This is a genomic window from Streptomyces sp. NPDC056479 (assembly GCF_042795335.1).
Lineage (GTDB): Bacteria > Actinomycetota > Actinomycetes > Streptomycetales > Streptomycetaceae > Streptomyces.
Map to the genome: position 1 here is coordinate 446,139 of NZ_JBHTRZ010000004.1, position 25,692 is coordinate 471,830.

Sequence of the window (25,692 nt, forward strand, 5' to 3'; positions counted from 1 at the left end):
CAGCTCAGCCCCGAGCCCGCAACCCGCGCATCAGCAGATCCACGAGTGCCTCGAACTCCCCCTCCACGCCCGGCTGTTCCCACTCGCCGGCGTAGTGCGGGTCGTGGAAGCGGTCCGTCGCGCGGAAGAGGGCTCCGGCCGTGGTGGCCGGGTCGTCGCTGGTGAAGGCGCCCGAGCCGGCGCCCATGCGGACCATCTCGGTGAGCTGGCCGGTGAGTTCGGCGAGGTGCTCGCCGACGACCGTCTCGGCGGTCTCCATCGTCAGCACCGAGTACGTGGCGAAGAGTTCCGGGTCGTCGAACGCCTTGCGGCGCTTGGCGGCGAAGAGTGCCGCGAGCCACTCGCGCACCCGGGTCTCCGGGTCCAGGTCCGGGGCCGCGACGATCGCCGCCAGCACTCCCGTCGTCCGGTCCAGCCACCTCTTCGTCACCGCCTCCCGCAGCGCCGCCTTGGTGCGGAAGTGCCGGTAGACGCTGCCATGGCTGACGCCGAGCGCGCGGGCCACGTCGACCACGGTGGCCTTGGCCGGGCCGTGGCGGCGCAGCACCTCCTCGGTGGCTTCGAGGATGCGCTCGGCGGTCAGGGTCTGGGGCGTCGGTGACATGGGCTAGACCGTACCCGGCACGACGGCCGTCACCTGCTGCCCAGGTGGGCCATCTGCGCGGCCGGGTAACGGTCCCCCGCCGCCGCGTCCGCCGGCACCGCCCGCTCGATCTCCGTCAGGTCGGCCTCCTCCAGCGTGACGTCCAGCGCGCCCAGCGACTCGGTGAGCCGCTCGCGGGTGCGGGCACCGACGAGCGGCACGATGTCGTCGCCTCGGGAGAGCACCCAGGCGATGGCGATCTGGGCGACGGAGACGCCCTTGCGCTCGGCGATCTTCCGCAGTGCCTCGACCAGGTCCAGGTTGTGCCGGAGATTCTCGCCCTGGAAGCGGGGCGACATCGACCGGAAGTCGTTCGCGGCGAGCCGCCGGTCGCGGGCGAAGTGGCCGGAGATCAGACCGCGGGACAGCACGCCGTACGCCGTGATGGAGATCCCGAGCTCACGGGTGGTCGGCAGGACCGACTCCTCGATGCCGCGGGAGATCAGGGAGTACTCGATCTGCAGATCGGAGACCGGCGCGGTGGCGGCGGCCCGGCGGATCGTCTCGGCGCCGACCTCACTGAGGCCCACATGCCGGACGTACCCCTTCTCGATCAGCTCCGAGATCGCGCCGACCGTCTCCTCGATCGGTACGTCGGGGTCGAGCCGGGCAATCCTGTAGACGTCGATGTGGTCGACGCCGAGGCGCTGGAGGGAGTAGGCGGCGAAGTTCTTCACGGCGGCCGGGCGGCCGTCGTATCCGGACCAGCCGCCGGCCGGGTCGCGCAGCGCGCCGAACTTCACGCTGACCAGGGCCTGTTCACGCAGGGCCGCGGGCGCCGTGCGCAGGGCCTCGCCGATCAGCATCTCGTTGTGGCCCATGGCGTAGAAGTCGCCGGTGTCGAGCAGCGTCACGCCCGCTTCCAGGGCGGCGTGGACGGTGGCGATCGACTCGGTCCGGTCCGCGTCGCCGTACAGCGCGGACATGCCCATGCAGCCGAGGCCGAGGGCGGAGACCTGGGGGCCGGTGGTTCCGAGGGTGCGGGTTTGCATCGTCATGCCTCCACCATGCCCTAACAGCTGACAGATTTCAATATCTGTCATTCCATATCTGTTCAACATGGTCCAGACCTATTGACGAGAGGTCTGGACCACGAGCACTGTCATGCCTACGACACCTCACCGCACCCCCACCGGGAGGCCCGTATGCTCCGCCGCGCCCTGCGCCTGCTCGCCGCCGCACTGGCGACCGCCTGTCTCACCCAGCTCCCCGTCGCGACCACCGCCTCCGCCGCCGACACCTGCGCCGTGAAGTCGAAGCCGTCCGGCAAGGTCCTGCAGGGCTACTGGGAGAACTGGGACGGCGCGGCCAACGGCGTCCACCCGCCCTTCGGCTGGACCCCGATCACCGACTCCCGTATCCCCGCGCACGGCTACAACGTGATCAACGCGGCGTTCCCGGTCATCCGCTCCGACGGGACGGCGCTGTGGGAGGACGGCATGGACAGCGGGGTGAAGGTGGCCACCCCCGCCGAGATGTGCGCGGCGAAGGCCTCCGGCCAGACGATCCTGCTCTCGATCGGCGGCGCGACGGCCGGCATCGACCTCAACTCGACCGCCGTTGCGGACAGGTTCGTCGCGACGATCGTCCCGATCCTGAAGAAGTACAACTTCGACGGCATCGACATAGACATCGAGACGGGCCTGGTGGGCAGCGGGAACATCGGCCAGCTCTCCACGTCCCAGGCCAACCTGATCCGCATCATCGACGGGGTGCTGGCCCAGATGCCGTCGAACTTCGGCCTGACCATGGCCCCGGAGACGGCCTATGTCACCGGCGGCAGCGTGGTCTACGGCTCGATCTGGGGCGCGTACCTGCCGATCATCAAGAAGTACGCGGACAACGGCCGGCTGTGGTGGCTGAACATGCAGTACTACAACGGCAGCATGTACGGCTGCTCCGGCGACTCCTACTCCGCCGGCACCGTCGAGGGCTTCACCGCCCAGACCGACTGCCTCAACAAGGGCCTGGTCGTGCAGGGTACGACCATCAAGGTGCCGTACGACAAGCAGGTGCCGGGCCTGCCCGCGCAGTCGGGCGCGGGCGGCGGCTACATGTCACCGTCCCTCGTCTCCCAGGCCTGGCGGCACTACGGCAGCTCGCTCAAGGGCCTGATGACCTGGTCGATCAACTGGGACGGCTCGAAGAACTGGACCTTCGGCGACAACGTCAGGTCGTTGCAGGGCCGTTGATCCCAGGGGCCCGCAGGTCCCGGACATACCGGTCGAACAGCGTGCCGTCCTCCGTGAACCTCTGCCCGCCGGGCGCGAACCCCGCCCGGCGGGCGACGCCGACGGACGCCGCGTTCTCCGGCTCCACCTGGATCACGGCCTGCTTCCCGCCCGCCCCCGCCGCGTACCGGCAGACCAGGAGGACGGCGCGGGTGGCCAGGCCGCGTCCCCGCCACGCCGGGTAGAGGCCGTAGGCGACGTTGACCTGGCCGCGGGTGAGGCCCTCCGCCGCGAAGCGCAGGTCGATGGTGCCCGCGAGCGTCCCGTCGGCGCACGCGCGGATGCCGAACGCGCGCAGCGGGCCGGCCGCTGCCCACTGCTCCTCGCAGTGCCGGAGGTAGGCGTCGACGCCCTCGCGCGTGCCGGGGCCGCCGCTGAGCCAGCGGACCAACTGCTGGTCCTCGCCCGCGAGATGGGCCTCGGCGTCGGCCGGGCGCAGCGGGGACAGGGCGATCACCCCGTCGGACAGTTCCACGTCAGGCATCCTCGGGGCGCCGGCCCTCAGCCCCGCCCGTCGGCGTGCAGGGCGGCGAACAGGCCCTGCGCACGGGTGCCGTCGGGCAGTTGCCAGGCGCCGCCGACATGGCCGGTGGACCCCTCGGGCAGCAGCGGGGCGCCCTGCGGGGCGGGCCGCAGGACACGGTGCAGCCGGAGGGCCGTGCCGTCCGGCGCGGCCAGCAGGGTCCCGCTCGCCGTGTCCTCGACGACGGGGGCGGTGATCTGCTCCACCGGCAGCCCCGGACCGGCGTAGGAGCGGGTGACCTCCTGGTCGAGGGTGCCGGTCACGCTCTGCGCCTGGGCCGGGGCCCGGCCCTCGATCAGGGCCCACAACTCGGCGACCAGCACCGGGTCATGGCAGCCGTCGTAGGCCCAGCGCCGGCCCAGCACCCCGTGCTCCGTGGTCCCGACGAGGGCGTGCTCCGCGCCGGCGAGAGGGGCGCCGCGATAGGTCAGTGGCGTGAGGTAGCTCACCGCCTCCGGACCCGCCTCATCGGTGACCACCATGAACTCGATCCCGACCTCGCCCGCCGGGTCGTCCAGCCGGAAGCCGCCGGCCTTGGCCAGTCGGGGTTCACCGGCACCGCCGTACCAAGGGCGGGAGGGCAGCCAGGTGGTGAGCAGTTCCAGCTTGGTCGGCTTGAGGGTGGTGCGGTGAATGATGGCCATGCCGAAGGCTCTCATGGGGACCCGAGGCCCCGACAGACCTTTTCGATCAAGTGCCAGCCCTCAGCGGGCGGTGACCGCCAGCTTCGCGCCCAGTGCCACGAACGATCCCGCGAAGGTCCGCCGCAGCCACGTCATCACCCGGGGCCGGGAGGTGACGTGGCTGCGCACGGAGGCCGCGAGGACGCCGTACGCCGCGAAGACCACGAACGTCGCCAGCATGAACACGCCGCTCAGCGCCAGCATGCGCGGCAGGGCGTCGGACGCGGTCGGGTCCACGAACTGCGGCAGGAAGGCGAAGAAGAACATCGTCAGCTTCGGGTTGAGGATGTTGATCAGCACGCCCCGCACGATCACCCGCCCCGGGGAGACGGGCGCGGCCCCCTCGTCCACGGCGATGGCCTCCTTGTCCTTGAGCGTCGCCCAGGCCATGTAGAGGAGGTAGGCGACACCGGCGTACTTGAGGATCTGGAAGGCGGTCGCGCTCGCGTGCAGCAGTGCGGCCACCCCGGTGACGGTGGCCACCATGTGCGGCACGATCCCGACCGTGCACCCGAAGGCGGCGACGACACTCGCCCGCCGCCCCTGGGACAGCGCGGCGGCGAGCGTGTAGACGACCCCGGTGCCGGGGGTGGCGACCACGACGAGGGTGGTGAGGAGGAAGGCGAGGCTCATGGGGCCACCCTGTTCCCGCCCCGAGTCGAGGGAACAGGGCCAATCGCCCGCCGGGCAACGGGACCAATCACCGCTCCGTTCGACACGGTTCGGCAGCGGCCGGAAAATTGAAGTGCCGGCGAGCAGCCCCCGGTGGCGCCTGCCCCGGCCGCGCGGACGCCCCTGCGCCACCGCAGAGGAGGCGCCATGACCATCCGTATCGCCACCTACAACGCCGAGAACCTCTTCCGCCGTCCCATGGCCCTCGGCCTCGAGGACGTCGAGCGACGGCGCCGTATCCTGGCCGACTTCGCCGAGCTGGTGTCCCTGCTCGACCTGTCGAAGTACGAGCGGGACGAGAAGCTGCGGATCGCCGAGATCATCAGGAAGCACCGGGCCTATGAAACGGACCCGAAGGACCCGCCGCCGATCTTCGTCAACCAGACCCGCATAGGCGGTGCCAAGCTCTTCCAGACCTTCGGCCGGCCGGACAGCGCCGACTTCGAGGTACGGGTCCTCGCCACCGGCCGCAGGAACTGGACCGGTTGGGCGGAACTCGTGCGGGAGGACCTCAGCGGGGAGGCCGTGAAGAACACCGGCCGGGTGATCGCCGAGGTCAACGCCGACATCCTGCTGATGGTCGAGGTCGAGGACCGGCTCACCCTGCAGCGCTTCAACGAGCAGGTCCTGGGTGGAGCCTGGAAGATGAAGCCGTACCCGTACAGCATGCTGATCGACGGCAACGACATCCGTGGCATCGACATCGGCGTGCTGAGCCGCCACCCGATCACCTCCGTACGGCCGCACCTCTTCGAACGCCGCAAGGACAAGCCGTTGTTCAGCCGGGACTGCCCCGAGTTCGAGATCGACCTCGACGGGAAGGAGCCCCTCTGGCTCCTCGGCAACCACCTCAAGAGCAAGAGCAACGACGACCCGGCACTGCGACTGGACCAGGCCAAGCGGGTCGCGGAGATCTACAAGGCGGCCCTGGAACGCTCCCCGAAGGTGCTGGTCGCCGGAGACCTCAACGACTTCCCCGACAGCGACCCCGTCGGCGCCGTCCTGGCCACGGGTCTGCGGGACGCGATGAGTCACCCGAGTTACCGGGGGCTGCCCGGCACTTTCGGTGACTGCGACTCACCGCGCCGCAAGATCGACTATCTCCTTCTGTCACCGCAGCTGTGGGAGGGCGTCCAGCACGTCGCCCTGGAGACCCGCGGAATCCACGCCGAGGGCATCAAGTCCTTCGACTCGGTGAAGTCGAGTGCCGACGCGGCCTCCGACCACGCCGCCCTCTACGCCGACCTGGACCTGTGAGCGCCGGTTCTCAGCCCTGCCGCAGGGGTATCGCCAGATCCAGCACCTGCCGCCCCTTCGGGAATCCGCCGGTCACCGTCGCCTTCCCGGTCAGCAGGTCGACCCTGAGGACACGTGAACCGGTAACCGCATAGCCGGAGTTGGTGCCGCTGTTCGCCGAACTGTAGATGTCGAAGCCCGAGTCGAGCGCCACGTCCACCCCCGCCTTCCCGGTCGGTGCCAGGTTGCCCGCGTTGGCCGGGGACTGGATCGAGGTCTGGTCCTGGACGGTGTCGAGGTCGAACAGGGTCGTGGCGGTCGACGCGTCGAGGTCGTTGTTCGTGTACGCCGCCCCGGTCACGCCACTCGCCGTCGCACCCGTTGTCGCGGGCGGCACCGGCGGGTTGGTGAGGGTGCCGTCGACGGCCGTCGTGCCCGCGGCCGGCGCGCCCGCCGGGTCGTCGAGGTTGTGGCGGAGGTTCTGGCCGGTGTCGCTGATGACGCGCAGCCGGTTGGCGGCCGGGTTGAAGTCGACGCCGAAGCTCCTGCCCTGCGGAGCCACGCTCAGCTGGGAGACCTTGGTGGCCTTGGCGCCGAGCTCACGGATCGTGTAGACGCCGCCCTCGTCGCCGACGCCGTACAGCTTGTTGTTCTGCACCCGGTAGTCGATGCCGACGAGCCTGCCGTCGCCCTTGAGGCCGCTCACCTTGCCGAGCGGGAGGACGACGCCGGGCCGGTCGACGCGGAAGCGGACCAGACGCTGGTCGCCGGTCAGCCCGACGGCGACCAGCCGGTCACCGGACGCCTGCGGCAGGCCCGCGCCGACGCCGCCCTTCGCCTCGATGCCGACGGCGGAGCCCCCGCCCTGGCCCCCGTCGCTCGCCGCCACCCAGCCGACCGTCCCGACCCCCAGCGCCAGTACGGCCGCCCCGACCACTGCTTGCTTGCGCATGATGCCCCCGTGAGAGATACCTCGCCGCGCCCCGCCCGCTGCGGGCCGCGCATGACCTCTCCTTCGGAGCGGACCGCCCCCCGGACGGCAAAAACCCCGATTCCGTTACGTCTGTTACGTCCGTAACGGAATCGGGGTTTTTCAGCGGATCCCTCAGGCGCCGACGAGGCGGCTCGCCAGGTAGCCCTCGATCTGGTCGAGGGAGATACGCTCCTGCTTCATCGAGTCGCGCTCACGCACCGTCACAGCGTTGTCCTCGAGCGTGTCGAAGTCGACCGTCACGCAGTACGGCGTGCCGATCTCGTCCTGGCGGCGGTAGCGGCGGCCGATGGCGCCGGCGTCGTCGAACTCGATGTTCCAGTGCTGGCGAAGCGCCTGGGCGAGGCCCTTGGCCTTCGGGGAGAGCTCGGGGTTACGGGAGAGCGGGAGCACCGCGACCTTCACGGGCGCCAGACGGTGGTCCAGGCGCAGCACCGTGCGCTTCTCCATCTTGCCCTTGGCGTTGGGCGCCTCGTCCTCGACGTAGGCGTCGAGCAGGAACGCCAGCATCGCGCGGCCGACACCGGCGGCCGGCTCGATGACGTACGGCGTCCAGCGCTCGCCGGCCTCCTGGTCGTAGTAGGCGAGGTCCTGGCCGGAGGCCTTGGAGTGGGCGTTCAGGTCGTAGTCGGTGCGGTTGGCGACACCCTCCAGCTCGCCCCACTCGTTGCCGCCGAACCGGAAGCGGTACTCGATGTCCGCCGTGCGCTTCGAGTAGTGGGAGAGCTTCTCCTTGGGGTGCTCGTACCAGCGCATGTTCTCCTCACGGAGACCCAGGCCCGTGTACCAGTTCCAGCGCTGCTCCATCCAGTACTCCTGCCACTTCTCGTCCTCACCCGGCTTGACGAAGAACTCCATCTCCATCTGCTCGAACTCACGGGTGCGGAAGATGAAGTTGCCCGGCGTGATCTCGTTGCGGAACGACTTGCCCATCTGGGCGATGCCGAACGGCGGCTTGCGGCGCGAGGTCGTCTGCACCAGGCCGAAGTTGGTGAAGATGCCCTGGGCGGTCTCGGGGCGGAGGTAGGCGATGGAGCCGCTGTCCTGGGTCGGGCCGAGGTGGGTGGAGAGGAGACCCGAGAACTGCTTCGGCTCGGTGAACTGGCCCTTGTTGCCGCAGTTCGGGCAGTTCACGTCCGCAAGGCCGTTCTCCGGCATACGGCCATGCTTGGCCTCGTACGCCTCCTCCAGGTGGTCCGCGCGGAACCGCTTGTGGCAGGAGGTGCACTCGGTCAGCGGGTCCGTGAAAGTGGCGACGTGACCGGAGGCGACCCAGACCTCGGGGGCAAGGATCACGGACGAGTCGATACCGACGACGTCCTCGCGCGACGTCACCATGTAGCGCCACCACTGGCGCTTGAGGTTCTCCTTGAGCTCGACACCCAGCGGCCCGTAGTCCCAGGCGGCGCGCTGGCCGCCGTAGATCTCACTGCAGGGGAATACGAAGCCACGGCGCTTGCTCAGGCTGACGATGGTGTCGATCTTGTCGGCGGCCACGGTGCTCTCTTCATTACGACGACGGGCGACGAAGCGAGGCGCTTCACAGCGAATGCTTCAGGGTACCGGCGGGCACTCCCCCTCAATCAAATCGGTAGCCCTCTGTGGACGGCCGCTCACGCTTGTTGACAACCGTTTCCAACTTCGCTGAAAATGACTGTCATGAACGTACGACGACCTCACATATCCGGGATCGCCCTCGCGGCCGTCACCGCACTCGGTATCGGCACGCTCTCCGCCTGCTCCTCGGACAGCGCGGCCGCGGGCAACACGGACAAGTTCGACGTCGTCGCGTCGTTCTACCCGATGCAGTTCCTCGCCGAGCAGATCGGCGGGGACCATGTGCACGTCACCACGCTGACCGAGCCCGGCCAGGAGCCGCACGACCTGGAGATCAGCGCCAAGCAGACCGCGCAGCTCGAGGAGTCCGACGCGGCGCTCTACCTCAAGGGTCTCCAGCCGTCCGTCGACGAGGCCATCGGGCAGGCCGGCCTCGACACGAAGATCGACGCCGCCGACCTCACCAAGCTGGAGGACCACGGCGACGTCGAGCACGAGCACGAGGGCGAGGAGGCCCACTCCGACGAGGAGTCGCACGGCCTCGACCCGCACGTCTGGCTCGACCCGGTGAAGTACGCCGAGATCGCCAAGGGCGTCGGCGCCGCCTTCGAGAAGGCCGACCCGGACCACGCTGCCGACTACAAGAAGAACACCGACGCGCTGGTCACGAAGCTCGACGGCCTGAACACACAGTTCACCGACGGGCTGAAGGACACCCGCACCAAGGTCTTCTTCACCAACCACGCCGCCTTCACCTACCTCGCCGAGCGCTACGGCCTGACCCAGGAGGCCATCACCGGCGTCGACCCGGACAGCGAGCCGAGCCCGGCCCGGATGAAGGAGCTCCAGCAGGAGGCCAAGGCCGACGGCGTGACCACCGTGTTCTACGAGACCCTCGTGTCCGACAAGACCGCGAAAACCCTCGCCGACGACGCCGGCCTGAAGACGGACGTCCTCGACCCGCTCGAGGGCATCACCGACAAGTCCAAGGGCGACGACTACTTCGCGGTCATGGAGGCCAACCTCACGGCCCTGAAGTCGGCCCTGGGAGCCAAATGACCAACGCTACGGAGGACGGCATGACCGAGTCCGTCATATCGCTGCGCGACGTCCGCGCCGAGCTGGGCTCGCGCCCCGTCCTGCGCGGCATCGACCTCACCGTGCGCCGCGGTGAGGTCGTCGCGCTGCTCGGCGCCAACGGCTCGGGCAAGTCGACGGCCGTGCGCAGCGTCATCGGCCAGGTGCCCCTCAGCGCCGGCGAGATCGAGCTGTTCGGCACCCCGCGGGCCCGGTTCCGCGACTGGGCGCGGGTGGGCTACGTCCCGCAGCGCACGACGGCCGCCGGCGGTGTGCCCGCCACGGTCGGCGAGGTCGTCTCCTCGGGCCGCCTGTCCCGCACCCGCTTCGGCGTCTTCCGCAAGGCCGACCACGCCGCCGTACGCCGCGCCCTGGAGCTGGTCGGCATGGCGGACCGGGTGAAGGACTCCGTGAACGCCCTCTCCGGCGGCCAGCACCAGCGGGTGCTCATCGCGCGCGCCCTGGCCTCCGAGCCCGAACTGCTGATCATGGACGAGCCGATGGCGGGCGTGGACCTGGCCAGCCAGGAAGTGCTCGCGCGCACACTCAGGGAGCAGGTCGCGGGCGGTGCGACGGTGCTGCTCGTGCTGCACGAGCTGGGCCCCCTGGAGCCCCTGATCGACCGGGCGGTCGTCCTGCGCGACGGCTGTGTGCTGCACGACGGCCCGCCCCCGAAGGCCGTCGGCCAGCACGCGCTGCCCGGCCACGACCATGTACACCCGCACGCGGCTCACGACGCCGAACCGATCCGGACGGGCCTGCTGAGCTGATGGACTTCCTGAACTACGCATTCATGCAGCGGGCGCTGCTCGCCGCCGTCCTGGTCGGCATCACCGCCCCCGCCGTCGGCATCTACCTCGTCCAGCGCCGCCAGGCCCTGATGGGCGACGGAATCGGCCATGTCGCGATGACCGGCGTGGGCCTGGGCTTCCTGCTGTCCTGGTCGCCGGTGTGGATGGCGACGCTGGTGTCGGTGCTCGGCGCGGTGCTGATGGAGCTGATCCGCTGGTACGGCCGTACCCGCGGCGACATCGCCCTCGCGATGCTCTTCTACGGCGGCATGGCCGGCGGTGTGATGTTGATCAACCTCGCGCCGAACGGCTCGAACGCGAACCTGACGTCGTACCTCTTCGGCTCGCTGTCCACGGTGAGCGAGTCGGACGTGACGGCGATCATCCTGCTCGCCGCCTTCGTGGTGCTGGTCACCCTCGGCCTGCGCCGCCAGCTGTTCGCGGTGAGCCAGGACGAGGAGTTCGCGAGGGTCACCGGTCTCCCGGTGCGCGCCCTGAACCTGCTGACGGCGATCACCGCCGCGGTGACGGTGACGGTCGCGATGCGGGTGGTCGGCCTGCTGCTGGTGAGCGCGCTGATGGTGGTGCCGGTGGCTGCGGCCCAGCAGCTGACCCGCAGCTTCGCCGCGACGTTCGCCATCGCCGTCGCGATCGGCATCACGGTGACGATCGGCGGCACGGTCACCTCGTACTACCAGGACGTGCCGCCCGGCGCGACGATCGTGCTGCTCACCATCGGGGCGTTCATCGCGCTGACCGCGCTGGCGACCCCGCTGGCCCGGCGCAGGGCCCGCGCCATGGCGGCCGCGCAACCCTCCGGCGACCCGGCGGAGTGCGCGATTCCGGCCAGCAGGGAGAGCGACGGAAAGGTGAGCGTCTGACCGCTCCCGGTCCGGGCTGGCACAATGGCCCGGCAAGGCGCAGACGTGAGGAGGCAACCGGTGACGACGGCAGGACCGCCCGTGAAGGGCCGAGCCACCCGGCAGCGTGCAGCCGTGGCGGCCGCCCTTGACGAGGTCGACGAGTTCCGCAGTGCGCAGGAGCTCCACGACATGCTCAAGCACAAGGGCGACTCGGTCGGGCTCACCACGGTCTACCGCACGCTCCAGTCCCTCGCCGACGCCGGCGAGGTCGATGTCCTGCGCACCTCCGACGGGGAGTCGGTGTACCGCCGCTGCTCGACCGGCGAGCACCACCACCACCTGGTCTGCCGCGTCTGCGGCAAGGCCGTCGAGGTCGAGGGCCCGGCGGTGGAGAAGTGGGCGGACGCCATCGCGGCGGAGCACGGCTATGTGAACGTGGCGCACACGGTGGAGATCTTCGGCACATGCGCGGAGTGCGCGGCGGCCAACGGCTGAGCAAATCCGGCCAGTTGGCGAAAACATGAACCCCTGGTGATCCGTTCGTGATCATACGTTTGTATGATCATTACGGCTTCTGCGACCACAGGAGCCACAGAGAACACAGGGGAGAACAACTTGAAACTGGGACGTATGGCAGGTGTGGCCGCTGCGAGCGCCGCGCTCGTGATGGGCGTCGCGAACTCCGCCGTGGCCGCCGACCACACCATGCACACGGGGGACGCCTGGGGGAACGTGCCCGGCGTCGACTGGAGCGGCACCGGCTTCTTCAACGAGTACGGTGACGTTGTCACGATCAAGGACAACGACGCCGACGGCCGTGGTGTCACGATGAACGTGTACATCGGCAGCCCGAGCGGCAACCCGCGCTACTCCTTCACCGTCGGCGGCGAGGGCAACACCGCCACCAAGAAGGCCAGCATGGGCGGCAAGTTCGACCTGCCGGAGAACACCCGCATCGGCTTCAAGTTCTGCCGCGCGCCTGACGGCGAGTGCAAGGACTACACGTTCCTCAACGACAACTGATGTCGCTCTGAGCAGAACCGCGAACGGCCCCGCTCCACTTCGGTGGAGCGGGGCCGTTCCCGTGCGTCCAGGGGGTCAGCCCTCCTCGGGGCGGCCTTCCATGGCGAGCAGTTCCTCGTTCGGGATCGCGCCACCGAACCGCCGGTCGCGCGAGGCGAACTCCACGCACGCGCGCCACAGGTCACGCCGGTCGAAGTCCGGCCACAGCACGTCCTGGAAGACCATCTCGGCGTAGGCGCTCTGCCAGAGAAGGTAGTTGGAGGTGCGCTGCTCGCCGCTCGGGCGCAGGAACAGGTCCACGTCCGGCATGTCCGGGTAGTAGAGGTACTTCGCGAAGGTCTTCTCGGTGACCTTCGACGGGTCCAGCCGACCGGCCCGTACGTCCTCGGCGAGAGCCTGCGCGGCATCCGCGATCTCGGCCCGCCCGCCGTAGTTCATGCAGAAGTACAGGGTCAGCTTGTCGTTGTCCTTGGTCTGCTCCTGGGAGATCTCCAGCTCCTTGGCGACCGACTTCCACAGTTTGGGCATCCGCCCGACCCAACGCACCCGGATCCCGAGCTCGTCGAGCTGGTCGCGGGTCTTGCGGATGAAGTCGCGGTTGAAGTTCATCAGGAAGCGCACCTCGTCCGGCGAGCGCTTCCAGTTCTCGGTGGAGAAGGCGTACAGCGAGATCGCCCCCACACCCATCTCGACCGCACCCTGGAGGACGTCCAGCACCCGCTCGGCACCGACCTTGTGGCCCTCGGTGCGCGGCAGCCCGCGCTGCTTCGCCCAGCGGCCGTTCCCGTCCATGACGATCGCCACATGCTTCGGGATCAGCTCGCCCGGGAGCTTCGGCGCGCGGGCGCCGGACGGGTGCGGCTCCGGCGCCTTGTACTCGCGTCGCCGACGCCCCAGGAACCCACTCACGGCCATGTGCTTGTCGTCTCCCTTACTTTTCCACGTACCGAAGCGAGCGCAGCCCGCGCTCCAGGTGCCAGTGCAGATAGGCGGACACCAGCCCGCTGCCCTCCCGGACGTGCCGCGGCTCGCAGGCGTCCGCCGTCTCCCAGTCTCCCGTAAGCAGCGCACCGAGCAGTTCCAGTGTCTGCGGGGACGGTACGACGCTACCCGGCACCCGGCAGTCGACACAGACCGAGCCTCCGGAGGCGACCGAGAAGAAGCGGTTCGGTCCGGGCATACCGCACTTTGCGCAGTCGCTGAAGGTCGGGGCGTAGCCGTTGACGGCGAGGGAGCGGAGCAGGAACGCGTCGAGAACGAGGTGCGGGGCGTGCTCGCCGCGGGCGAGTGTCCGCAGGGCGCCGACGAGCAGCAGGTACTGCTGCACGGCCGGCTCGCCCTCGTGGTCGGTGAACCGCTCGGCGGTCTCCAGCATGGCCGTCCCGGCGGTGTAGCGGGCGTAGTCGCTGACGATCCCGCCGCCGTAGGGAGCGATGGTCTCGCTCTGTGTGCACAGCGGCAGACCTCGCCCGATCAGCTCGCTCCCCCGCGCGAAGAACTGCACGTCGACATGGGAGAACGGTTCGAGCCGAGCACCGAACTTGGACTTGGTCCGCCGCACACCCCGGGCCACGGCCCGCACCCGCCCGTGCCCACGGGTGAGCAGCGTGATGATCCGGTCCGCTTCTCCGAGTTTCTGGGTCCTCAGGACGATGCCGTCGTCCCGGAAGAGACTCATCGCGCACCCCCGGGGGTGTCCGGCCGGGGGTCCGGGGGGTGGCCCCCGGGTAGGCACAGCATGATCCGGTCCGCCTCACCGAGTTTCTGGGTGCGCAGCACGATGCCGTCGTCGCGGAACAGGCTCATGGGTTCATTCTCGCGTACGGCAGGGGGCAGCGGGTGCGGTCGGGGTGGCTTATGGCATCCCAGGGGGCCATGTTCCAAGGGCTGGAACGATTCGCCGGGTCCAGCAGGGAGCGCAGATGCTCGTCGGCGACCTCCTGCGACGCCGGGGGCCGGGGGTCCTCCGTGCCGCGCAGCCCGTCCCGCCAGACCTGCCGCCCGAGCAGATAGTGGGCGGCGTACTCGTGCCAGGAGCCGTACGTGCCCACCACCGCCGGCACGATGTTCTTCAGCGCGGTCCACGCGTCGTCCTCGCCGATCAGTCCGCAGCCGAAGCCCCGGCGGGCGATGTCGACGTACAGCGCGGCGTCCCATGCGAGCGGCGCGACACCGGTGAGCCGGTACGCCCTGGCCCGGTAGCCGGTACGGGACAGCTCGTCGAGCCGGCCGACCAGCTGCTCCCGCGAGGTGATCTCCCACTGGTCGGCCAGCCAGCGCCGGGCGCTGTCGTCGTCGATCCGCGCATACGGGTACAGCGTGGTCCGCGAGGCGCCCCGGTCCCGGCTCACCGGCGCGCTCAGCGCGACCATCCACAGCTGATGCACGGTGAGCGGCACGGGGTAGCGGCGGGCCGCCTTCACACCGCGCCTTCTCCATCTCCACAAAGCCATGTCGCCGCACCCTATGCGCACGTCGCTACGTCAAGGAACCTCGCCCCTGCTCCGTGCGTTCGCGTACGCCGTCGCGGCGCGCAGTCGCTCGGCGGGCGTGGCGTTCCTCACCGCCGTCGGCTCGGCGTCCCACTCCTTGCCGCCGCCGTACGGCCTCAGCTGTACATACGGCCCCTCGTGTCCCATCACCACGCCGATCCGACCCGAACGAGTGTCGACGACATAGGCCCCGATCGGTGGCTTCACCGCATCACCGCCGCGAGGCGCTGCGCGGTCTCGACGGAACAACGGCCCAATTCGACGAGCGGGCAAGGGGCTTCACGCGCAAGACTCGCCGGATCGATCCGGAGTGTCGGCAGCGTAATTCCTGCCTTCTGCAGCACCGCCCGCAATTCCTTCACTGCTTCCTCCGCTTCTTCGACGCAGCGCGCCGAGTGTCGTGCCGTCACCTTGCTCCCCTCGTATTTGGGTTTCACGCATTCCATCTCCATGGTGACCTGCGACGCCTACACTCGGCAGGAGTCTGTGCCCTACAAGTGCGGGGCAGCGCAAGGGGGTTGCCATGGCCAACGGTTCGCGTCAGGCCGCCTGGGAGTTCTTCGGGGCAGAACTGAAGCGGCGAAGGGAGAACGTCGGAATCACTCAGGTGGAGTTGGGTTCCCGGGTATTTGTTTCCGGTGGTTACATCGGCCAGTTCGAACAGGCAATTCGAAAGCCGCAATTGGACGTAGCTCAGCGGATTGACGAGGCCCTGCAAACCGACGGTATTTTCGAGCGCTTGTGGAAGCGGCTCATCAACGACCGGCGGTACGCGGAATACTTCGCGAAGGCGGCAGAGCTGGAGCGGCTGGCGACGAAGATCTGCGAGTTCGCGCCCGCGCTGGTGCCGGGCCTGTTGCAGACGGCGGGGTACGCGCGGGCGGTGACGCTGGCGATGAACGCGTTCGCGGGGGACGAGTACGTCGACGACAAGGTATCCGGCCGCCTGGATCGCCAGTACATCCTCAAGGACGCTACAAGGCCCGTGTATTGGGTGGTGCTGCACGAGAACGTGCTGCGCGTCCCGGTCGGCGGCCCGGCGGTCATGGCGGACCAGCTGGAGCGCGTCGTGGCGATGGCACGGGAGCGCAAGGTGCTGGTCCAGGTGCTGCCGTATACGGCTGGGGCCTACGCCCTCATGACCGGTTCGCTGAAGCTCATGGAGTTCGAGGACGCACCGCCAACGGCCTATACAGAAGCCGTGTATTCGGGGAATCTGCTGGACGATCCGGCTGTGGTGAAGCACGCGTACGCGGCATACGATCTGATCAGGGCCGCCGCGCTGCCGCCGGAGGCGTCCCTGGCCCTGGTCGAGTCGGCGGCGGAGGACTACAGACGATGCGCGAGTACGACCTGAGCAACGCGAGCTGGCGCAGGAGCACCTACAGCGACGGCAATGGCGGCGACTGCATCGAGGTCGCGTACGACTTCCCGGGCGCCGCGTGGCGCAAGAGCACCTACAGCGGCGGCAGCGGCGGGGAAGACTGCGTCGAGATAGCCGACGGAGTCCCCGGCGTCATCCCTGTCCGAGACTCCAAGCTCGCCTCGGACAGCCCCGTAATCCTCGTCACCGCCCGCGCCTGGGGCGGTTTCCTCACGTGTCTGAGGTGACCGGCTGAGCCGTCTGCTGACGCTCCGCCTCTGCCCACAGCTCGGTGAACTGGGCGATGTGGTCCTCGATATGGTCCGGCTCCGAACTCAGCAACGTGCTGTCCGGGTTGTTCTCCTGGTCCGGCTTGGTCTCGTGGCAGAGTTCACCGTCGAAGACGATGAAGTCGCTCACCCTGGGACTGGACTGCATCAGTGACCGCACCGCGATACGCGCGTCGATGCCGCGCCGGCGATGGCTCTCGCACAGCCCCCTGAGTTCGGACGTGACCTCGTCGGGGTCCCGCACGATGAACAGGCGCCGGATCTCCACGCCCCGCCGCTTGATCGCCTTCTCCTGCGCGGCGAGGTACCGCTCGGCCGGCCCGCTGGTCCAGAACTCCCGGTCCACCGACGTGCTCGTGGCGTCGAGGGTCATCTTCACGCAGTCGGTGATGTCGATCAGCCACTCGTGGTTCTCGCCGGGGCAGTCCGCGGTGCCGCTGCCGAGCCCCTCCATCATCTTGGCGAGCCGGCCGAGCTCCTTCTCGGCGAAGGCCTGCACGATGTCGCCGCCCTGCTCACGGACCTTGGTGTAGCCGAGGACCAGCCGGGTCACCTCATCGGAGCGCAGCAGGGACCCGTCGACCTGGCTGAAAAGCTCGGTCGCCGCGAGGATCTCGTTGAAGCGCCGGTCGACCTTCTCGAACCGCTCCCCGAAGTCGACCAGGTACTGCACGATCAGCGCCGCGCTGCCGATGACGATGGAGGCCACCCACTGCCAGATGTTCCCGTCGTCCTCGTTGAGAATGCTGGTCAGCAGGAAGGTGCCACCGGCCGCCCCGGCCGTGATCAGTATCCGCCAGAACATCTTCGGTGTGCGCTGATCCTGGCGCGGTGCGACTTGCCCGTTACTCCCTGCTCCTAACGATGACGCTCCGTTCATGTCTCATCCCCCGTCGGGTTGGTGGTTCGGTTGCGCCCCTCAGCGTCTGCTCAGCGCCTGTTGCGATGTCGCTACGGCCTGGAGGGCCAGTCGGTCGCGGATGCGCCGGCTCAGGTTCTCCCACTGCCGGGAGAACCCCGGCTTGTCTTCCAGCACGTCCCAAAGGTGCCCCAGCGCGGGGTCGACGTGCGCGCGCGGCATCCACAGATGCAGCAGATGTACGACGACGGGATGCAGTATCTCGACCACGGAAGGCCCGTCCGTCGCACCGAGCCTGCTGTTGTCAAGCATGTGCTGAACAGTCGTCAAAAGCCAGTCGTGCAGGGCGAGATCTTCGCAAATGCCCGCCGCGGATGCCGCCGGGATGTGCTCCGGCAGCCGTATCTCCACGGTCCGCAGCCCGCCCTCGGCCACGGTGAAGTTCACCAGCGACGCCCGCTCACCGTCGGCCTCGCGGCGGGCGACCCAACGCAGCCTGGTGGGGCTGGACTTGAAGGGCACCCTGCGGTCCAGCAGGGCATGGCGCCGGAGCCCGGCCAGCAGACCCTCGGCGATCATCCCGAGATCCAGCTCACCGCGCCGGGCGCCGCGCAACACGCCTTCCGCCGTGGCCTGTTGGGGCAGCTTGCCGAAGGGCTCGACCAGACCGGGCCGTACGAGGTACTGCCCCCAGGGGCGGCGTACGTCGGGCCCGGCGGCCGGGAGGCTGAAGTACGCCGTCGACTGCAGCAGCCTGCCCTCGGTCAGCGCCGCGCGGGCGGCCACCGTACCGACGCCCCGGACCTTGGAGCCGTTGGAGGCGGGCAGCCGGCAGTCCACGCCGGTCAGGATCTCGGGGGAACGGGCGTACATGCTGGGCCGTTCGGAGACCCGGACGGGTTCGTCGGCGCGCAGCCGCAGCAGCTGGGCGGCGGCGCGGGCGTCCAGCGGCTGGTGGGACGGCAGCAGACAGGTACGCACCTCGCCGCAGGCGAGGACCGAACGCGCGGGGTGTCCCGGGGCCGCCGTCATCTCAGCTCTCCTCGGCCTCGGAGGAGTCGCCCGGCTCCTCGTAGAAGACGTAGGTGGCACGCTGGGCGACGGCCGCCGGTACCGGCACGCCCTCGCCGGCCGACCGCTCGGCGACCTGCCGGAGCGCCCCCGCGTCGACGTCTATCTGATCCAGGATGAGCCGTACGGCGTCCTCGACGGCGAGAAAGCGGTTCGGCATCAGGGTGCAGGTGCGGTACGCGCTGAACGCTGCCTTGGTGTCGGTGAGTTTGACCAGCGGCGGCAGCCGGTCCCAGTCGTGCGGGAAGTCCTCGCCCTGCCAGTCCTTGGGCATCAGCACGGGCTCGCCCAGGTGCCGTAACAGGCCGAGCCGGGCCAGTTGCCATACGGCGGCCAGGAACGGGCAGGACCACAGCCGCCGTCCGTCCTTCTCGGACCACAGCTCGACGTCCATGAAGATGGAGTGGTTGCGGGCCGCCGTCTCCTGGGGCGATTCCCAGCCCTTGACCTCGCCCAGGGCGCTGCGGGAGGTCGTCGGGGTGCGCTGGCCGTTGGCGAGCCAGCCGGTCTGGCTGACGGACGGGCGGGAGCCGTAGCTGCCGGGCGGCGGGGACTCGACGAGGCGGTGCATGACCGATTCCGCGAGTTCGATGCGGTCGGCGACCGCGCAGGCCGACTCACGGGCCAGGTAGTCGATGACGAGGCCCGCCTTCTCGGCCTCCTTGAGCACCATGGGGATGAGTTCGGCCGGGGTGGAGAAGCGGGTGAAGTAGTCGTCGATGAGGAAACAGGTGCTGATGCGCGGGCGCTTGCTGCGACGGGCCGCCGAGGCGTGCACGGCGTCCGCCCAGATCCGCACCTCGGCGAAGTGCTCGCCGAGCCGCTTGGCGCCCGCCTCGAAGTCCTCCATGTAGAGGTGGCCCAGCTCCAGCGAGAGATGGGCCAGCGGCACGGACTGGGTACGCAGCTCCGCGGTGGTCTCCTGGAACACGGCTTCGCTCACGCCTGCTCCCAGTACTTGTCGTCGGTCAGGCGTCCGGCGAGCTGGCTCAGCGCGGTCCAGGTCTCCTGGTTGGCGATCTGGCTGTCGAGCACGTCCTCGTCGGTGATGAGCTGCTCACGCCATTGCAGGACCGGTTCGAGCGGTACGGAGCCGAGGACCTGGCTGTAGCCGATGCCGTGCGTGGAGGCGAGCTGCTTGAGGTCGCCGTCGGTCTTGCGCATCCACGCCGACTGGGTGGGCGAGACCTGCGACCACAGCGGCGACTCCGGGTCGGGTACGGCCGCCCGTACGAACCGGATGGCGTTGCGCAGCGCCTCCTCGCCATGGCCGCGCTCGATGCCGCCGGCGACGATGCCGCGCTTGCCGAAGACCAGGCTCGCGGCGGCGGCCACATGCTGGCGGGTCCAGCGGTGGAACACCAGCCAGCGCGCCGTGACCTCACGCATCTCGGGCTGTGCGGTGGCCTCCAGGACCATGTCGACGGCGTAGGAACGGCCGGCGCTGAGATCGACGACGACCAGGTCGAACTCGTAGTACAGCGTCATCAGCAGGTCGACGCAGCGGCGCAGATTGTCGTCGCTGGTGGCGAACTCACCGCCGCTGATGTCGCCGGGCATCAGCACCAGGCGGCCGCAGCCGGGCGGCGGAAAGCGCAGTACCTGGTGCTCGGTCTCGGACCAGACGTCGATCCGGGCCGGTTCGCTGACCTCCCCTATGAGGTAGGCGTGCAGGCCGCGGTCCTCGGTCTCCTGGCGGGCGTCGGCCACGTCGAAGACGGCCGCCGCGGTGGGCGAGCCAAAGTCGAAGTCCAGGTAGCAGACGTCGTCCCCGGCCAGCGCGCGGTGGTAGGCGAGGTTGGCGCTCGTGACGGAGCGGCCCGTGCCTCCCTTGTCGGAGGCGGCGAAGATCAGCACGGTTCACACTCCCCGGTCCGCGGCTTCGCGGGCACGGGAGAGCGAGTCGAGCTGTCCCAGCACGTCGAGCGTCAACGCGTAGGCCGTACCCGGCTGTTCGTCCACGAGGCTGCGGGCGCGGCGCAACTTGACCTCGATGTTCCTGAGCTGCATTCCGTGCCGCCCGTCTCCGGCGGGCGCGGGTTCCATCTGTTCGTTGCCCAGGAGGTGGGCGGACTCGCTGAGCAACGCCCGGGCGAGCTCGGTGAGTTCGAGGCTGCGGATCGGTGGCTGGCGGTACATGGCGTGGGCCTGGACCATCACCTCGGTGACCCGCTCGGTGATGCTCCACGAGACCGGGACGCGCCGCTTCTGGATCTCCGCCTCGGGGTACGCGGCGTGGACGTTGTCCCACAGGCCGGCGCCCTCGCCGTCCCGGATGCGGCGGCGCCACATGTGGTCGAAGACGTCCTCGGCGAGTCTGAGCAGCCGGTCGTGCGAGGCGAGGTTGCGCGACAGGGTGCACAGCTGGACGGTCCGCTTCAGCAGCTGTGCCGAGAAGTCGGTCATGGCCCAGGTCATGGGCGGCCCGATCCGCTCACTGCCCTGCAACGGCAGGGCGACGCCCATGTTGTGCAGCTCGTGCACCACGGGGTCGTCGCGGGTCATCCGGCTGGTGATACGGCCGCGCTCGGCAAGGCGCTCCATGATGCCGACGGTGCGGCTCAGGTCGTCGTCGGTGGCCCGGCGGCGCATCAGGTCGTGCACGAGGATGGCGGCGACGGAGAGGGAGAAGTACTCGGACTCCAGCTTCTGTCCCGTCGTACGCCAGGGGATGTCCTCCAGGGGCCAGCGGTCGTCGTCGAAGCGGGCGATGCGGGACCAGTACTGCTGGGTCAGCTCCCACCGCAGCCGGAGCGCCTCGGCGAGCCGCTGCTGTTCGGTGTTGAGCAGGCCGAGGGTGAGGGTGCGGTCGGAGAACAGGTCCTGGATACCGTCGAGGGCGACCACGGTGAAGTACAGATACGGCACCGGGTTGGCGACGCCCTCGGGCTGCGGCCCGACGGGTTCGCTGGTCTCGACCTCGGGCGAGTCCTTGACCATGCTCCACGCCCAGCCGCACTCGAAGAGCTGGTTCTCGTCCTTGAGGCCTTCCTGGACGTCGATACCGAGGTAGACGCTCTCGACGATCGCGGCCCGCAGCGCGCGGAAGCGGTTCTGGAACTTGTTCAGCACCTGTCGCTGCGACAGCCGTTGCTGGCCGAGGAGTTCGCTGAGCGTACGGCCCTGGGAGGAGTCGGTGTCGAAGACGTTGACGACGAAGGAGCGCAGCAGGCTGACCATGGCGGCGGTGAGCCGGTTGCTGGTCGCCAGGCGCAGCTCGGCGATGGTCTCCTTGATGTCGCTGCGCCGGGTCCTGGTCTCGTAGATCTTGAGGAAGCCGAGGGTGGCCAGGCACAGGGTGATCGACATGGAGAAGGAGTCGACCACGCCGACCTGGCGTTGTTCCTCGGTGACTTCCCTGGTCTTGTCCGCGGAGCCGAAGTAGTAGCCGCCGGCGAAGGTCGGCCGTTTGTCGTCGCCGGTGTGGGCGCGCATGAAGTCGGCCGCGGCCGTGACGAGGTTGGCCGGGATGTCCAGCCGGCCGCCCGCCTTCTTCAGGACCTGCTGGACGTCCTCCTCCGTGGTGTCCGGGTCGTCCAGCCGGAACGCGGGGATCTCGGTTGCCGGGTACAGCAGGCAGAGCAGCCGCTCGGCGTCGGCCACACTGCTCTCTCCGCCCCAGTCGCCCCACTCCCACTCTCCCCCGTCGAAAGAGTGGCGGGCGATTGCCTGCCAGATGTCCAGCAGATGCTGGCGTGGCTTGATCTGCATCCCTATGCCCCTCACACAGGCAGCACTGCCATCACTTGAGGAATATCGCTCTTCTGTTGTGAAGATTCACCGTGAAGACACACCGGTCAGTCGATCGGAATGACCGAATCCGAATTGCTGCGCCAGCCGTAGGCGACGATCATTCCGGAATATCCGTCGCGTACCTCGGCCTCGGATTCGAGCCGTTGCACCTTGACGTCGGTCACGAATGCCTCGAGGCTCTCGCGCACCTCGGATTCTCCCACGTCACAGGCCGGGAAGAAATGCTCGCCCGCGTGATAGCCCTTCGAATGTTCCATGAAGGCGGCCGCGAAGGGGGCACCCGGGGCGAGGGCGAGCATGAAGCGCTCGACGCCCAGCCTGAACTCCCGGTAGGAGGTGGTCATCGACTCGGCGACGAAGAACATGGTCCCCATGGACCACCGGCGCTCGTACCGCGCGAGATCGAAGAGGTCGCCCTGCTCGACCGAGACGACCTTCCGGAACCTCTCCCGCGGGTCCATACCAAGGGAGTTGTACGCCTCGTGCCCGCGCAGCGCGTCCCAGAACTGGTCCCAGTTGCCGTCGTAGCAGTCGACCTGGCTCCTGAGGTAGGAGACGTTCGCGGACGAGTGCTCGAACAGGGTGATCTCCTCGCACCACGGCATCATGGCGAGTGCGGGATAGAGATTGGCGCCGGCGCCCACGTCGATACCGGAAACGGGGCCGCCGCCCTGCTTCTGGAAATGATCGCCAAAATGATCCCGTACCATGTGCAGGATCTCCGCGTCCTCTGCCTGTAAGTCGCGGTAGTTGTGATCAACGTAGGCGATCGGGTCGAATGCCGCCCAGCGCACCTCAGCGTTCTTCAACTGGACGCCCCCCGACGATCTCTGGGTCATTCTGTCACGGTACCAAAGGAAGGCGCACTGGGAGCGCGTCGAGGCATAAGCATCTCGCACTCTTGAACCACCCGATTGCGCTGCTCAAGATGGGCTGATCTCGAACCGAGCGCCTGAAAGGGCTGGCAACAGGTGCTCACCCGCACGAGTGACTCCAATCCATCACATAGGGGGCAGTTGATGGCCGTGCCGGAGGAACGTTTCCCTGTTCTGGGTCGCCACACTGACCAGGCGTTCCTCGCCGACATCAGCAATCGGCCGCTGACCATGAGGGGCGTCACCGACGCGGATCTGCCCGAGCTGCTGCGCGTCGACCGGGAGGTCTTCCCGGAGGATCCGTACCCCTACTTCGTCCTGCGCCAGCACCTCGATGTGCACGGCGACCGCGTCCTCGTCCTCGACGACGGGAACTGCCTGCACGGCTACGTACTCTTCGTCACCACCTCGGACGGCTATGTGTGCTGGGTCCTCAGCCTCGCCGTCAGCGCCGACCGGCGCGGGCGCGGGCTGGGAAAACGGCTGATGCTGGAGGTGCTGCGCCAGCTGCGCCGAGAGCGGGTCCACGAGGTGCGGCTGACCGTGGAGCCGACGAACGCGGCGGCGATCATGCTGTACCGGTCCCTGGGGTTTGCCGCCGAGGGGGGCGTGCACCGGGACTATCTGGGGCCCGGCGAGGACCGGCTCATCATGGTGCTGGGGCTGACGTAGGGGCCGTATGGGGGAATCCCCAGGAGAGACACCGGAGGTAATCCCCAGGGAAGATACGGGAGTTGCCCGGATGTGACGCTCCGTCATGGTCCGTCAGGCTGCTGCGCATGAAGCAGATCACGAAGAGTGCCGCCCTGATCGCCGCCGCTTCCGGAGTCGTCTTCGGACTCGTCACCCCGCTCACCGCGTCCGCCTCCGGCACGCCCGCGCCGCTGAAGTGGACCGACTGCGAGGGTGACGGGCTCGATCAGCGCCAGCAGTGCGCGACCCTGTCCGTACCGATGGACTACGCCGACCCCGGTGGCCCGAAGATCGACATCGCCGTCTCCCGTATCCCCAGCGAGAAGCCCTCCGCCCGTCGGGGCGCACTGCTGATGATCCCCGGCGGGCCGGGCGGGGACAGCCTCGCCCACCCTTCGGACAAGGGAAAGCTGATGCCGCAGGAGGTGCGGGACGCCTATGACCTGATCGGCTTCGCGCCGCGCGGCAACGCGCCTTCCACGCCGGTCAGTTGCGACGTCGACTCCGACGACCTGTCCGTGACGAGCCGGCTGCCCTGGCCCGCCCCCGACGGCTCCGTCACCGAGAACATGGCGTTGGGCCGGCGCATGGGGGAGGCCTGCGCCCGCAACGGCGGCGAGCTGATCAAGCACATCAGCACGCTCAACAACGCCCGGGACATCGACCGCATCCGGGCCGCCCTCGGCGAGCGCAAGCTGTCCGCCTGGGGCGTCTCCTACGGCACCTATATCGGCGCCGCCTACACCGAGCTGTTCCCGCAGCGCACCGACCGGATCGTGCTGGACAGCAGCGACAACCCCGACCCCGTGGAGGCGGAGCGCGCGTGGCTCCGGGCGTTCGAGGTGGGCGTCGAGGACAACTTCCCCGAGTTCGCCAAGTGGGCCTCCAGGCCCGGCAACCCGGACCGCGTCGCCGGCACCCCTGCCGAGGTGCGCTCCCGCTTCCTCGCTCTCGCCGCCCGTCTGGACCGCGAGCCGATCCCCTGGCCCGGCGCCAACCCGGCGGAGCTGAACGGCAATGTGCTGCGCGCGACCATGCTGAACAGCCTCTACGACCCCGACGACTACCCGGTCCTGGCGAAGTTGATGCCGGCCGCCGAGAAGGGCACGCTGCCGCCTGCGCCGCCGAGCCCGCCGGAGTCGGCGCTGCAGAACTACCTCGCGGTCGGCGCCGGGACGATCTGCAACGACGCGGCCTGGCCCAGGTCGGCGGCCGTGTACGAGAAGGGCGTCGCCGAGAGCCGGGCGAAGTACCCGCTCACCGCGGGCATGCCGCGCAACGCCCTGCCGTGCAGCGCGTGGCCGTGGCGGCCGAAGGAGGCGCCGCTGCGGGTGACGGACCGCGGACCGTCCAACGTCCTGATGATCCAGAACGAACGGGACGTGGCCACGCCGCTCAGCGGCGCCCTGAAGCTGCGGGAGGCCTACGGCCGGCGGGCCGTCATGGTGACCATGAACTCCACGGGCCATGACGCCTACCTCAACAACGGCAACGCGTGCGGCGACGCCACCGTCTCCCACTACCTGGCGACGGGCGAGCGTCCGGCCCGGGACAAGTACTGCAAGTAGTCAGCGTTCGGCGAGGGGTGCCGGGGCCTCCTGGACCGCCCAGCCGTTGCCGTCGGGGTCCTGGAAGAAGAGGAACGAGGTCCACGTCTCCCCCCGGCCCTCCGTCCATCCGGACGCGCCCACATGCATGACCGGGGTCACGTCGATCCCGTGTCCCACCAGCTCCGCCCTGGCCGCCTCGATGTCCGTGACGCAGAGCTGGAGGCCCTGGAGCGAGCCGGGCGCCGTCCTGGACTGGCCAGGCGCGTCCGGCATGCCCGACTCCAGCACGATGGAGCAGCGGGAGCCGGGCGGGGTGAGCTGGACGAAGCGTGCGCCGTCGAAGAACGGCGCGTCGATGTCGACGCGGAATCCGCACTGCTCCTTGTAGAACTGCTTGGCCCGGTCCACGTCCGTGACCGGTACACCGATCAGCTCAAGGGTCCAATCCATACACGC

At 69.1% G+C, this 25,692-nt stretch carries 31 protein-coding genes; 11 read left to right on the plus strand and 20 right to left on the minus strand.

Annotation, left to right across the window (positions count from 1 at the left end; all coding sequences use genetic code 11):
• Nucleotides 1-4: 4 nt before the first annotated feature.
• Together ACFQ6S_RS18540 and ACFQ6S_RS18545 are read right to left on the minus strand one after the other, a co-directional pair.
• Nucleotides 5-604, minus strand: a complete 600-nt coding sequence (locus tag ACFQ6S_RS18540) for a TetR family transcriptional regulator (RefSeq protein WP_383410364.1) — start codon at nt 602-604, stop codon at nt 5-7.
• A 29-nt stretch (nt 605-633) separates the two neighbouring features.
• A complete protein-coding gene (locus ACFQ6S_RS18545; RefSeq protein ID WP_383410367.1) occupies nt 634-1,641 on the minus strand; it encodes an aldo/keto reductase in 1,008 nt (335 codons plus the stop codon).
• Between the two features lie 147 nt (nt 1,642-1,788).
• On the opposite strand from ACFQ6S_RS18545, the gene ACFQ6S_RS18550 reads away from it, so the two are divergent.
• Nucleotides 1,789-2,835 (plus strand): chitinase, encoded by a 1,047-nt coding sequence (locus tag ACFQ6S_RS18550; RefSeq protein ID WP_383410370.1) that lies wholly within the window; start codon nt 1,789-1,791, stop codon nt 2,833-2,835.
• Here ACFQ6S_RS18550 and ACFQ6S_RS18555 read toward each other — a convergent pair.
• Genes ACFQ6S_RS18555 through ACFQ6S_RS18565 form a run of 3 tightly spaced genes read right to left on the minus strand, consistent with a single transcriptional unit; the run spans nt 2,813 to nt 4,713 of the window.
• On the minus strand, nt 2,813-3,358 hold the full coding sequence (locus ACFQ6S_RS18555; protein ID WP_383410373.1) for a GNAT family N-acetyltransferase: 546 nt from the start codon (nt 3,356-3,358) through the stop codon (nt 2,813-2,815). The two genes, ACFQ6S_RS18550 and ACFQ6S_RS18555, sit on opposite strands and share 23 nt — an antisense overlap.
• Nucleotides 3,359-3,375: 17 nt before the next feature.
• A complete protein-coding gene (locus ACFQ6S_RS18560; RefSeq protein ID WP_383410376.1) occupies nt 3,376-4,041 on the minus strand; it encodes a 1,4-alpha-glucan branching protein in 666 nt (221 codons plus the stop codon).
• A gap of 60 nt (nt 4,042-4,101) precedes the next feature.
• A complete protein-coding gene (locus tag ACFQ6S_RS18565) occupies nt 4,102-4,713 on the minus strand; it encodes a LysE family translocator (RefSeq protein ID WP_383410379.1) in 612 nt (203 codons plus the stop codon).
• Between the two features lie 186 nt (nt 4,714-4,899).
• Here ACFQ6S_RS18565 and ACFQ6S_RS18570 point away from each other — a divergent pair, with 186 nt between their 5' ends.
• Nucleotides 4,900-6,009, plus strand: coding sequence for an endonuclease/exonuclease/phosphatase family protein (locus ACFQ6S_RS18570; RefSeq protein ID WP_383410382.1), 1,110 nt, complete (start codon nt 4,900-4,902; stop codon nt 6,007-6,009).
• A gap of 10 nt (nt 6,010-6,019) precedes the next feature.
• On the opposite strand, the gene ACFQ6S_RS18575 is transcribed toward ACFQ6S_RS18570, so the two are convergent.
• Nucleotides 6,020-6,940, minus strand: a complete 921-nt coding sequence (locus ACFQ6S_RS18575; RefSeq protein ID WP_383410385.1) for a DUF4394 domain-containing protein — start codon at nt 6,938-6,940, stop codon at nt 6,020-6,022.
• Between the two features lie 153 nt (nt 6,941-7,093).
• Entirely contained in the window at nt 7,094-8,476 is a 1,383-nt protein-coding gene (locus tag ACFQ6S_RS18580; protein WP_383410388.1) for a glycine--tRNA ligase, read from the minus strand.
• 162 nt (nt 8,477-8,638) lie between these two features.
• Here ACFQ6S_RS18580 and ACFQ6S_RS18585 point away from each other — a divergent pair, with 162 nt between their 5' ends.
• The 5 genes from ACFQ6S_RS18585 to ACFQ6S_RS18605 all read left to right on the plus strand — a co-directional run bounded on the left by ACFQ6S_RS18585 (nt 8,639) and on the right by ACFQ6S_RS18605 (nt 12,290).
• The gene (locus ACFQ6S_RS18585) at nt 8,639-9,595 is read left to right on the plus strand and encodes a metal ABC transporter substrate-binding protein (RefSeq protein ID WP_383410391.1); all 957 of its coding nucleotides are present in this window, start codon (nt 8,639-8,641) and stop codon (nt 9,593-9,595) included.
• A complete protein-coding gene (locus ACFQ6S_RS18590) occupies nt 9,592-10,383 on the plus strand; it encodes a metal ABC transporter ATP-binding protein (RefSeq protein ID WP_383410394.1) in 792 nt (263 codons plus the stop codon). The genes ACFQ6S_RS18585 and ACFQ6S_RS18590 overlap by 4 nt, the downstream gene beginning before the upstream one ends.
• The gene (locus ACFQ6S_RS18595) at nt 10,383-11,285 is read left to right on the plus strand and encodes a metal ABC transporter permease (RefSeq protein WP_383410398.1); all 903 of its coding nucleotides are present in this window, start codon (nt 10,383-10,385) and stop codon (nt 11,283-11,285) included. The genes ACFQ6S_RS18590 and ACFQ6S_RS18595 overlap by 1 nt, the downstream gene beginning before the upstream one ends.
• A 60-nt stretch (nt 11,286-11,345) precedes the next feature.
• Nucleotides 11,346-11,762: a Fur family transcriptional regulator gene (locus ACFQ6S_RS18600; RefSeq protein ID WP_107906654.1), complete on the plus strand. Its 417-nt coding sequence runs from the start codon at nt 11,346-11,348 to the stop codon at nt 11,760-11,762.
• Nucleotides 11,763-11,897: 135 nt separating this feature from the next.
• Nucleotides 11,898-12,290, plus strand: a complete 393-nt coding sequence (locus ACFQ6S_RS18605) for a hypothetical protein (protein WP_383410400.1) — start codon at nt 11,898-11,900, stop codon at nt 12,288-12,290.
• A 75-nt stretch (nt 12,291-12,365) separates the two neighbouring features.
• Here ACFQ6S_RS18605 and ACFQ6S_RS18610 read toward each other — a convergent pair whose 3' ends face one another.
• Genes ACFQ6S_RS18610 through ACFQ6S_RS18635 form a run of 6 tightly spaced genes read right to left on the minus strand, consistent with a single transcriptional unit; the run spans nt 12,366 to nt 15,219 of the window.
• Complete coding sequence (locus ACFQ6S_RS18610; protein WP_383410403.1) at nt 12,366-13,205, minus strand: isoprenyl transferase; 840 nt, start codon at nt 13,203-13,205, stop codon at nt 12,366-12,368.
• 16 nt (nt 13,206-13,221) lie between these two features.
• Nucleotides 13,222-13,968, minus strand: a complete 747-nt coding sequence (gene recO / locus ACFQ6S_RS18615) for a DNA repair protein RecO (RefSeq protein WP_383410405.1) — start codon at nt 13,966-13,968, stop codon at nt 13,222-13,224.
• Entirely contained in the window at nt 13,965-14,096 is a 132-nt protein-coding gene (locus tag ACFQ6S_RS18620; protein ID WP_383410407.1) for a hypothetical protein, read from the minus strand. The genes recO and ACFQ6S_RS18620 overlap by 4 nt, the downstream gene beginning before the upstream one ends.
• Complete coding sequence (locus ACFQ6S_RS18625; RefSeq protein ID WP_383410410.1) at nt 14,093-14,743, minus strand: DUF1266 domain-containing protein; 651 nt, start codon at nt 14,741-14,743, stop codon at nt 14,093-14,095. The genes ACFQ6S_RS18620 and ACFQ6S_RS18625 overlap by 4 nt, the downstream gene beginning before the upstream one ends.
• Nucleotides 14,744-14,773: 30 nt before the next feature.
• The gene (locus tag ACFQ6S_RS18630) at nt 14,774-14,989 is read right to left on the minus strand and encodes a hypothetical protein (RefSeq protein WP_383410412.1); all 216 of its coding nucleotides are present in this window, start codon (nt 14,987-14,989) and stop codon (nt 14,774-14,776) included.
• A complete protein-coding gene (locus ACFQ6S_RS18635; RefSeq protein ID WP_383410415.1) occupies nt 14,986-15,219 on the minus strand; it encodes a hypothetical protein in 234 nt (77 codons plus the stop codon). The genes ACFQ6S_RS18630 and ACFQ6S_RS18635 overlap by 4 nt, the downstream gene beginning before the upstream one ends.
• Before the next feature lie 86 nt (nt 15,220-15,305).
• Here ACFQ6S_RS18635 and ACFQ6S_RS18640 point away from each other — a divergent pair, with 86 nt between their 5' ends.
• Both ACFQ6S_RS18640 and ACFQ6S_RS18645 read left to right on the plus strand, forming a co-directional pair.
• Nucleotides 15,306-16,139: a helix-turn-helix domain-containing protein gene (locus tag ACFQ6S_RS18640; RefSeq protein WP_383410418.1), complete on the plus strand. Its 834-nt coding sequence runs from the start codon at nt 15,306-15,308 to the stop codon at nt 16,137-16,139.
• Nucleotides 16,121-16,393: a DUF397 domain-containing protein gene (locus ACFQ6S_RS18645; RefSeq protein ID WP_383410421.1), complete on the plus strand. Its 273-nt coding sequence runs from the start codon at nt 16,121-16,123 to the stop codon at nt 16,391-16,393. Before ACFQ6S_RS18640 ends, ACFQ6S_RS18645 begins: the two co-directional genes overlap by 19 nt.
• Here ACFQ6S_RS18645 and ACFQ6S_RS18650 read toward each other — a convergent pair.
• The 6 genes from ACFQ6S_RS18650 to ACFQ6S_RS18675 form a co-directional block, all read right to left on the minus strand.
• Entirely contained in the window at nt 16,377-17,240 is an 864-nt protein-coding gene (locus ACFQ6S_RS18650; protein ID WP_383410424.1) for a DUF6879 family protein, read from the minus strand. The two genes, ACFQ6S_RS18645 and ACFQ6S_RS18650, sit on opposite strands and share 17 nt — an antisense overlap.
• Before the next feature lie 114 nt (nt 17,241-17,354).
• Nucleotides 17,355-18,326, minus strand: coding sequence for an SCO2521 family protein (locus tag ACFQ6S_RS18655; protein WP_383410427.1), 972 nt, complete (start codon nt 18,324-18,326; stop codon nt 17,355-17,357).
• Between the two features lies 1 nt (nt 18,327).
• Entirely contained in the window at nt 18,328-19,308 is a 981-nt protein-coding gene (locus tag ACFQ6S_RS18660) for an SCO2522 family protein (RefSeq protein WP_383410430.1), read from the minus strand.
• Entirely contained in the window at nt 19,305-20,222 is a 918-nt protein-coding gene (locus ACFQ6S_RS18665) for an SCO2523 family variant P-loop protein (protein ID WP_383410433.1), read from the minus strand. The genes ACFQ6S_RS18660 and ACFQ6S_RS18665 overlap by 4 nt, the downstream gene beginning before the upstream one ends.
• Before the next feature lie 3 nt (nt 20,223-20,225).
• Complete coding sequence (locus ACFQ6S_RS18670; protein ID WP_383410435.1) at nt 20,226-22,076, minus strand: SCO2524 family protein; 1,851 nt, start codon at nt 22,074-22,076, stop codon at nt 20,226-20,228.
• 86 nt (nt 22,077-22,162) lie between these two features.
• Nucleotides 22,163-22,957, minus strand: coding sequence for an SCO2525 family SAM-dependent methyltransferase (locus tag ACFQ6S_RS18675; RefSeq protein ID WP_383410438.1), 795 nt, complete (start codon nt 22,955-22,957; stop codon nt 22,163-22,165).
• Between the two features lie 180 nt (nt 22,958-23,137).
• Between ACFQ6S_RS18675 and ACFQ6S_RS18680 the strand changes: the two genes are divergently transcribed.
• Complete coding sequence (locus tag ACFQ6S_RS18680; RefSeq protein WP_383410441.1) at nt 23,138-23,665, plus strand: GNAT family N-acetyltransferase; 528 nt, start codon at nt 23,138-23,140, stop codon at nt 23,663-23,665.
• 107 nt (nt 23,666-23,772) lie between these two features.
• Entirely contained in the window at nt 23,773-25,254 is a 1,482-nt protein-coding gene (locus tag ACFQ6S_RS18685; RefSeq protein WP_383410445.1) for an alpha/beta hydrolase, read from the plus strand.
• Here ACFQ6S_RS18685 and ACFQ6S_RS18690 read toward each other — a convergent pair whose 3' ends face one another.
• A complete protein-coding gene (locus tag ACFQ6S_RS18690; protein ID WP_383410448.1) occupies nt 25,255-25,686 on the minus strand; it encodes a VOC family protein in 432 nt (143 codons plus the stop codon).
• Between the last annotated feature and the right edge of the window lie 6 nt (nt 25,687-25,692).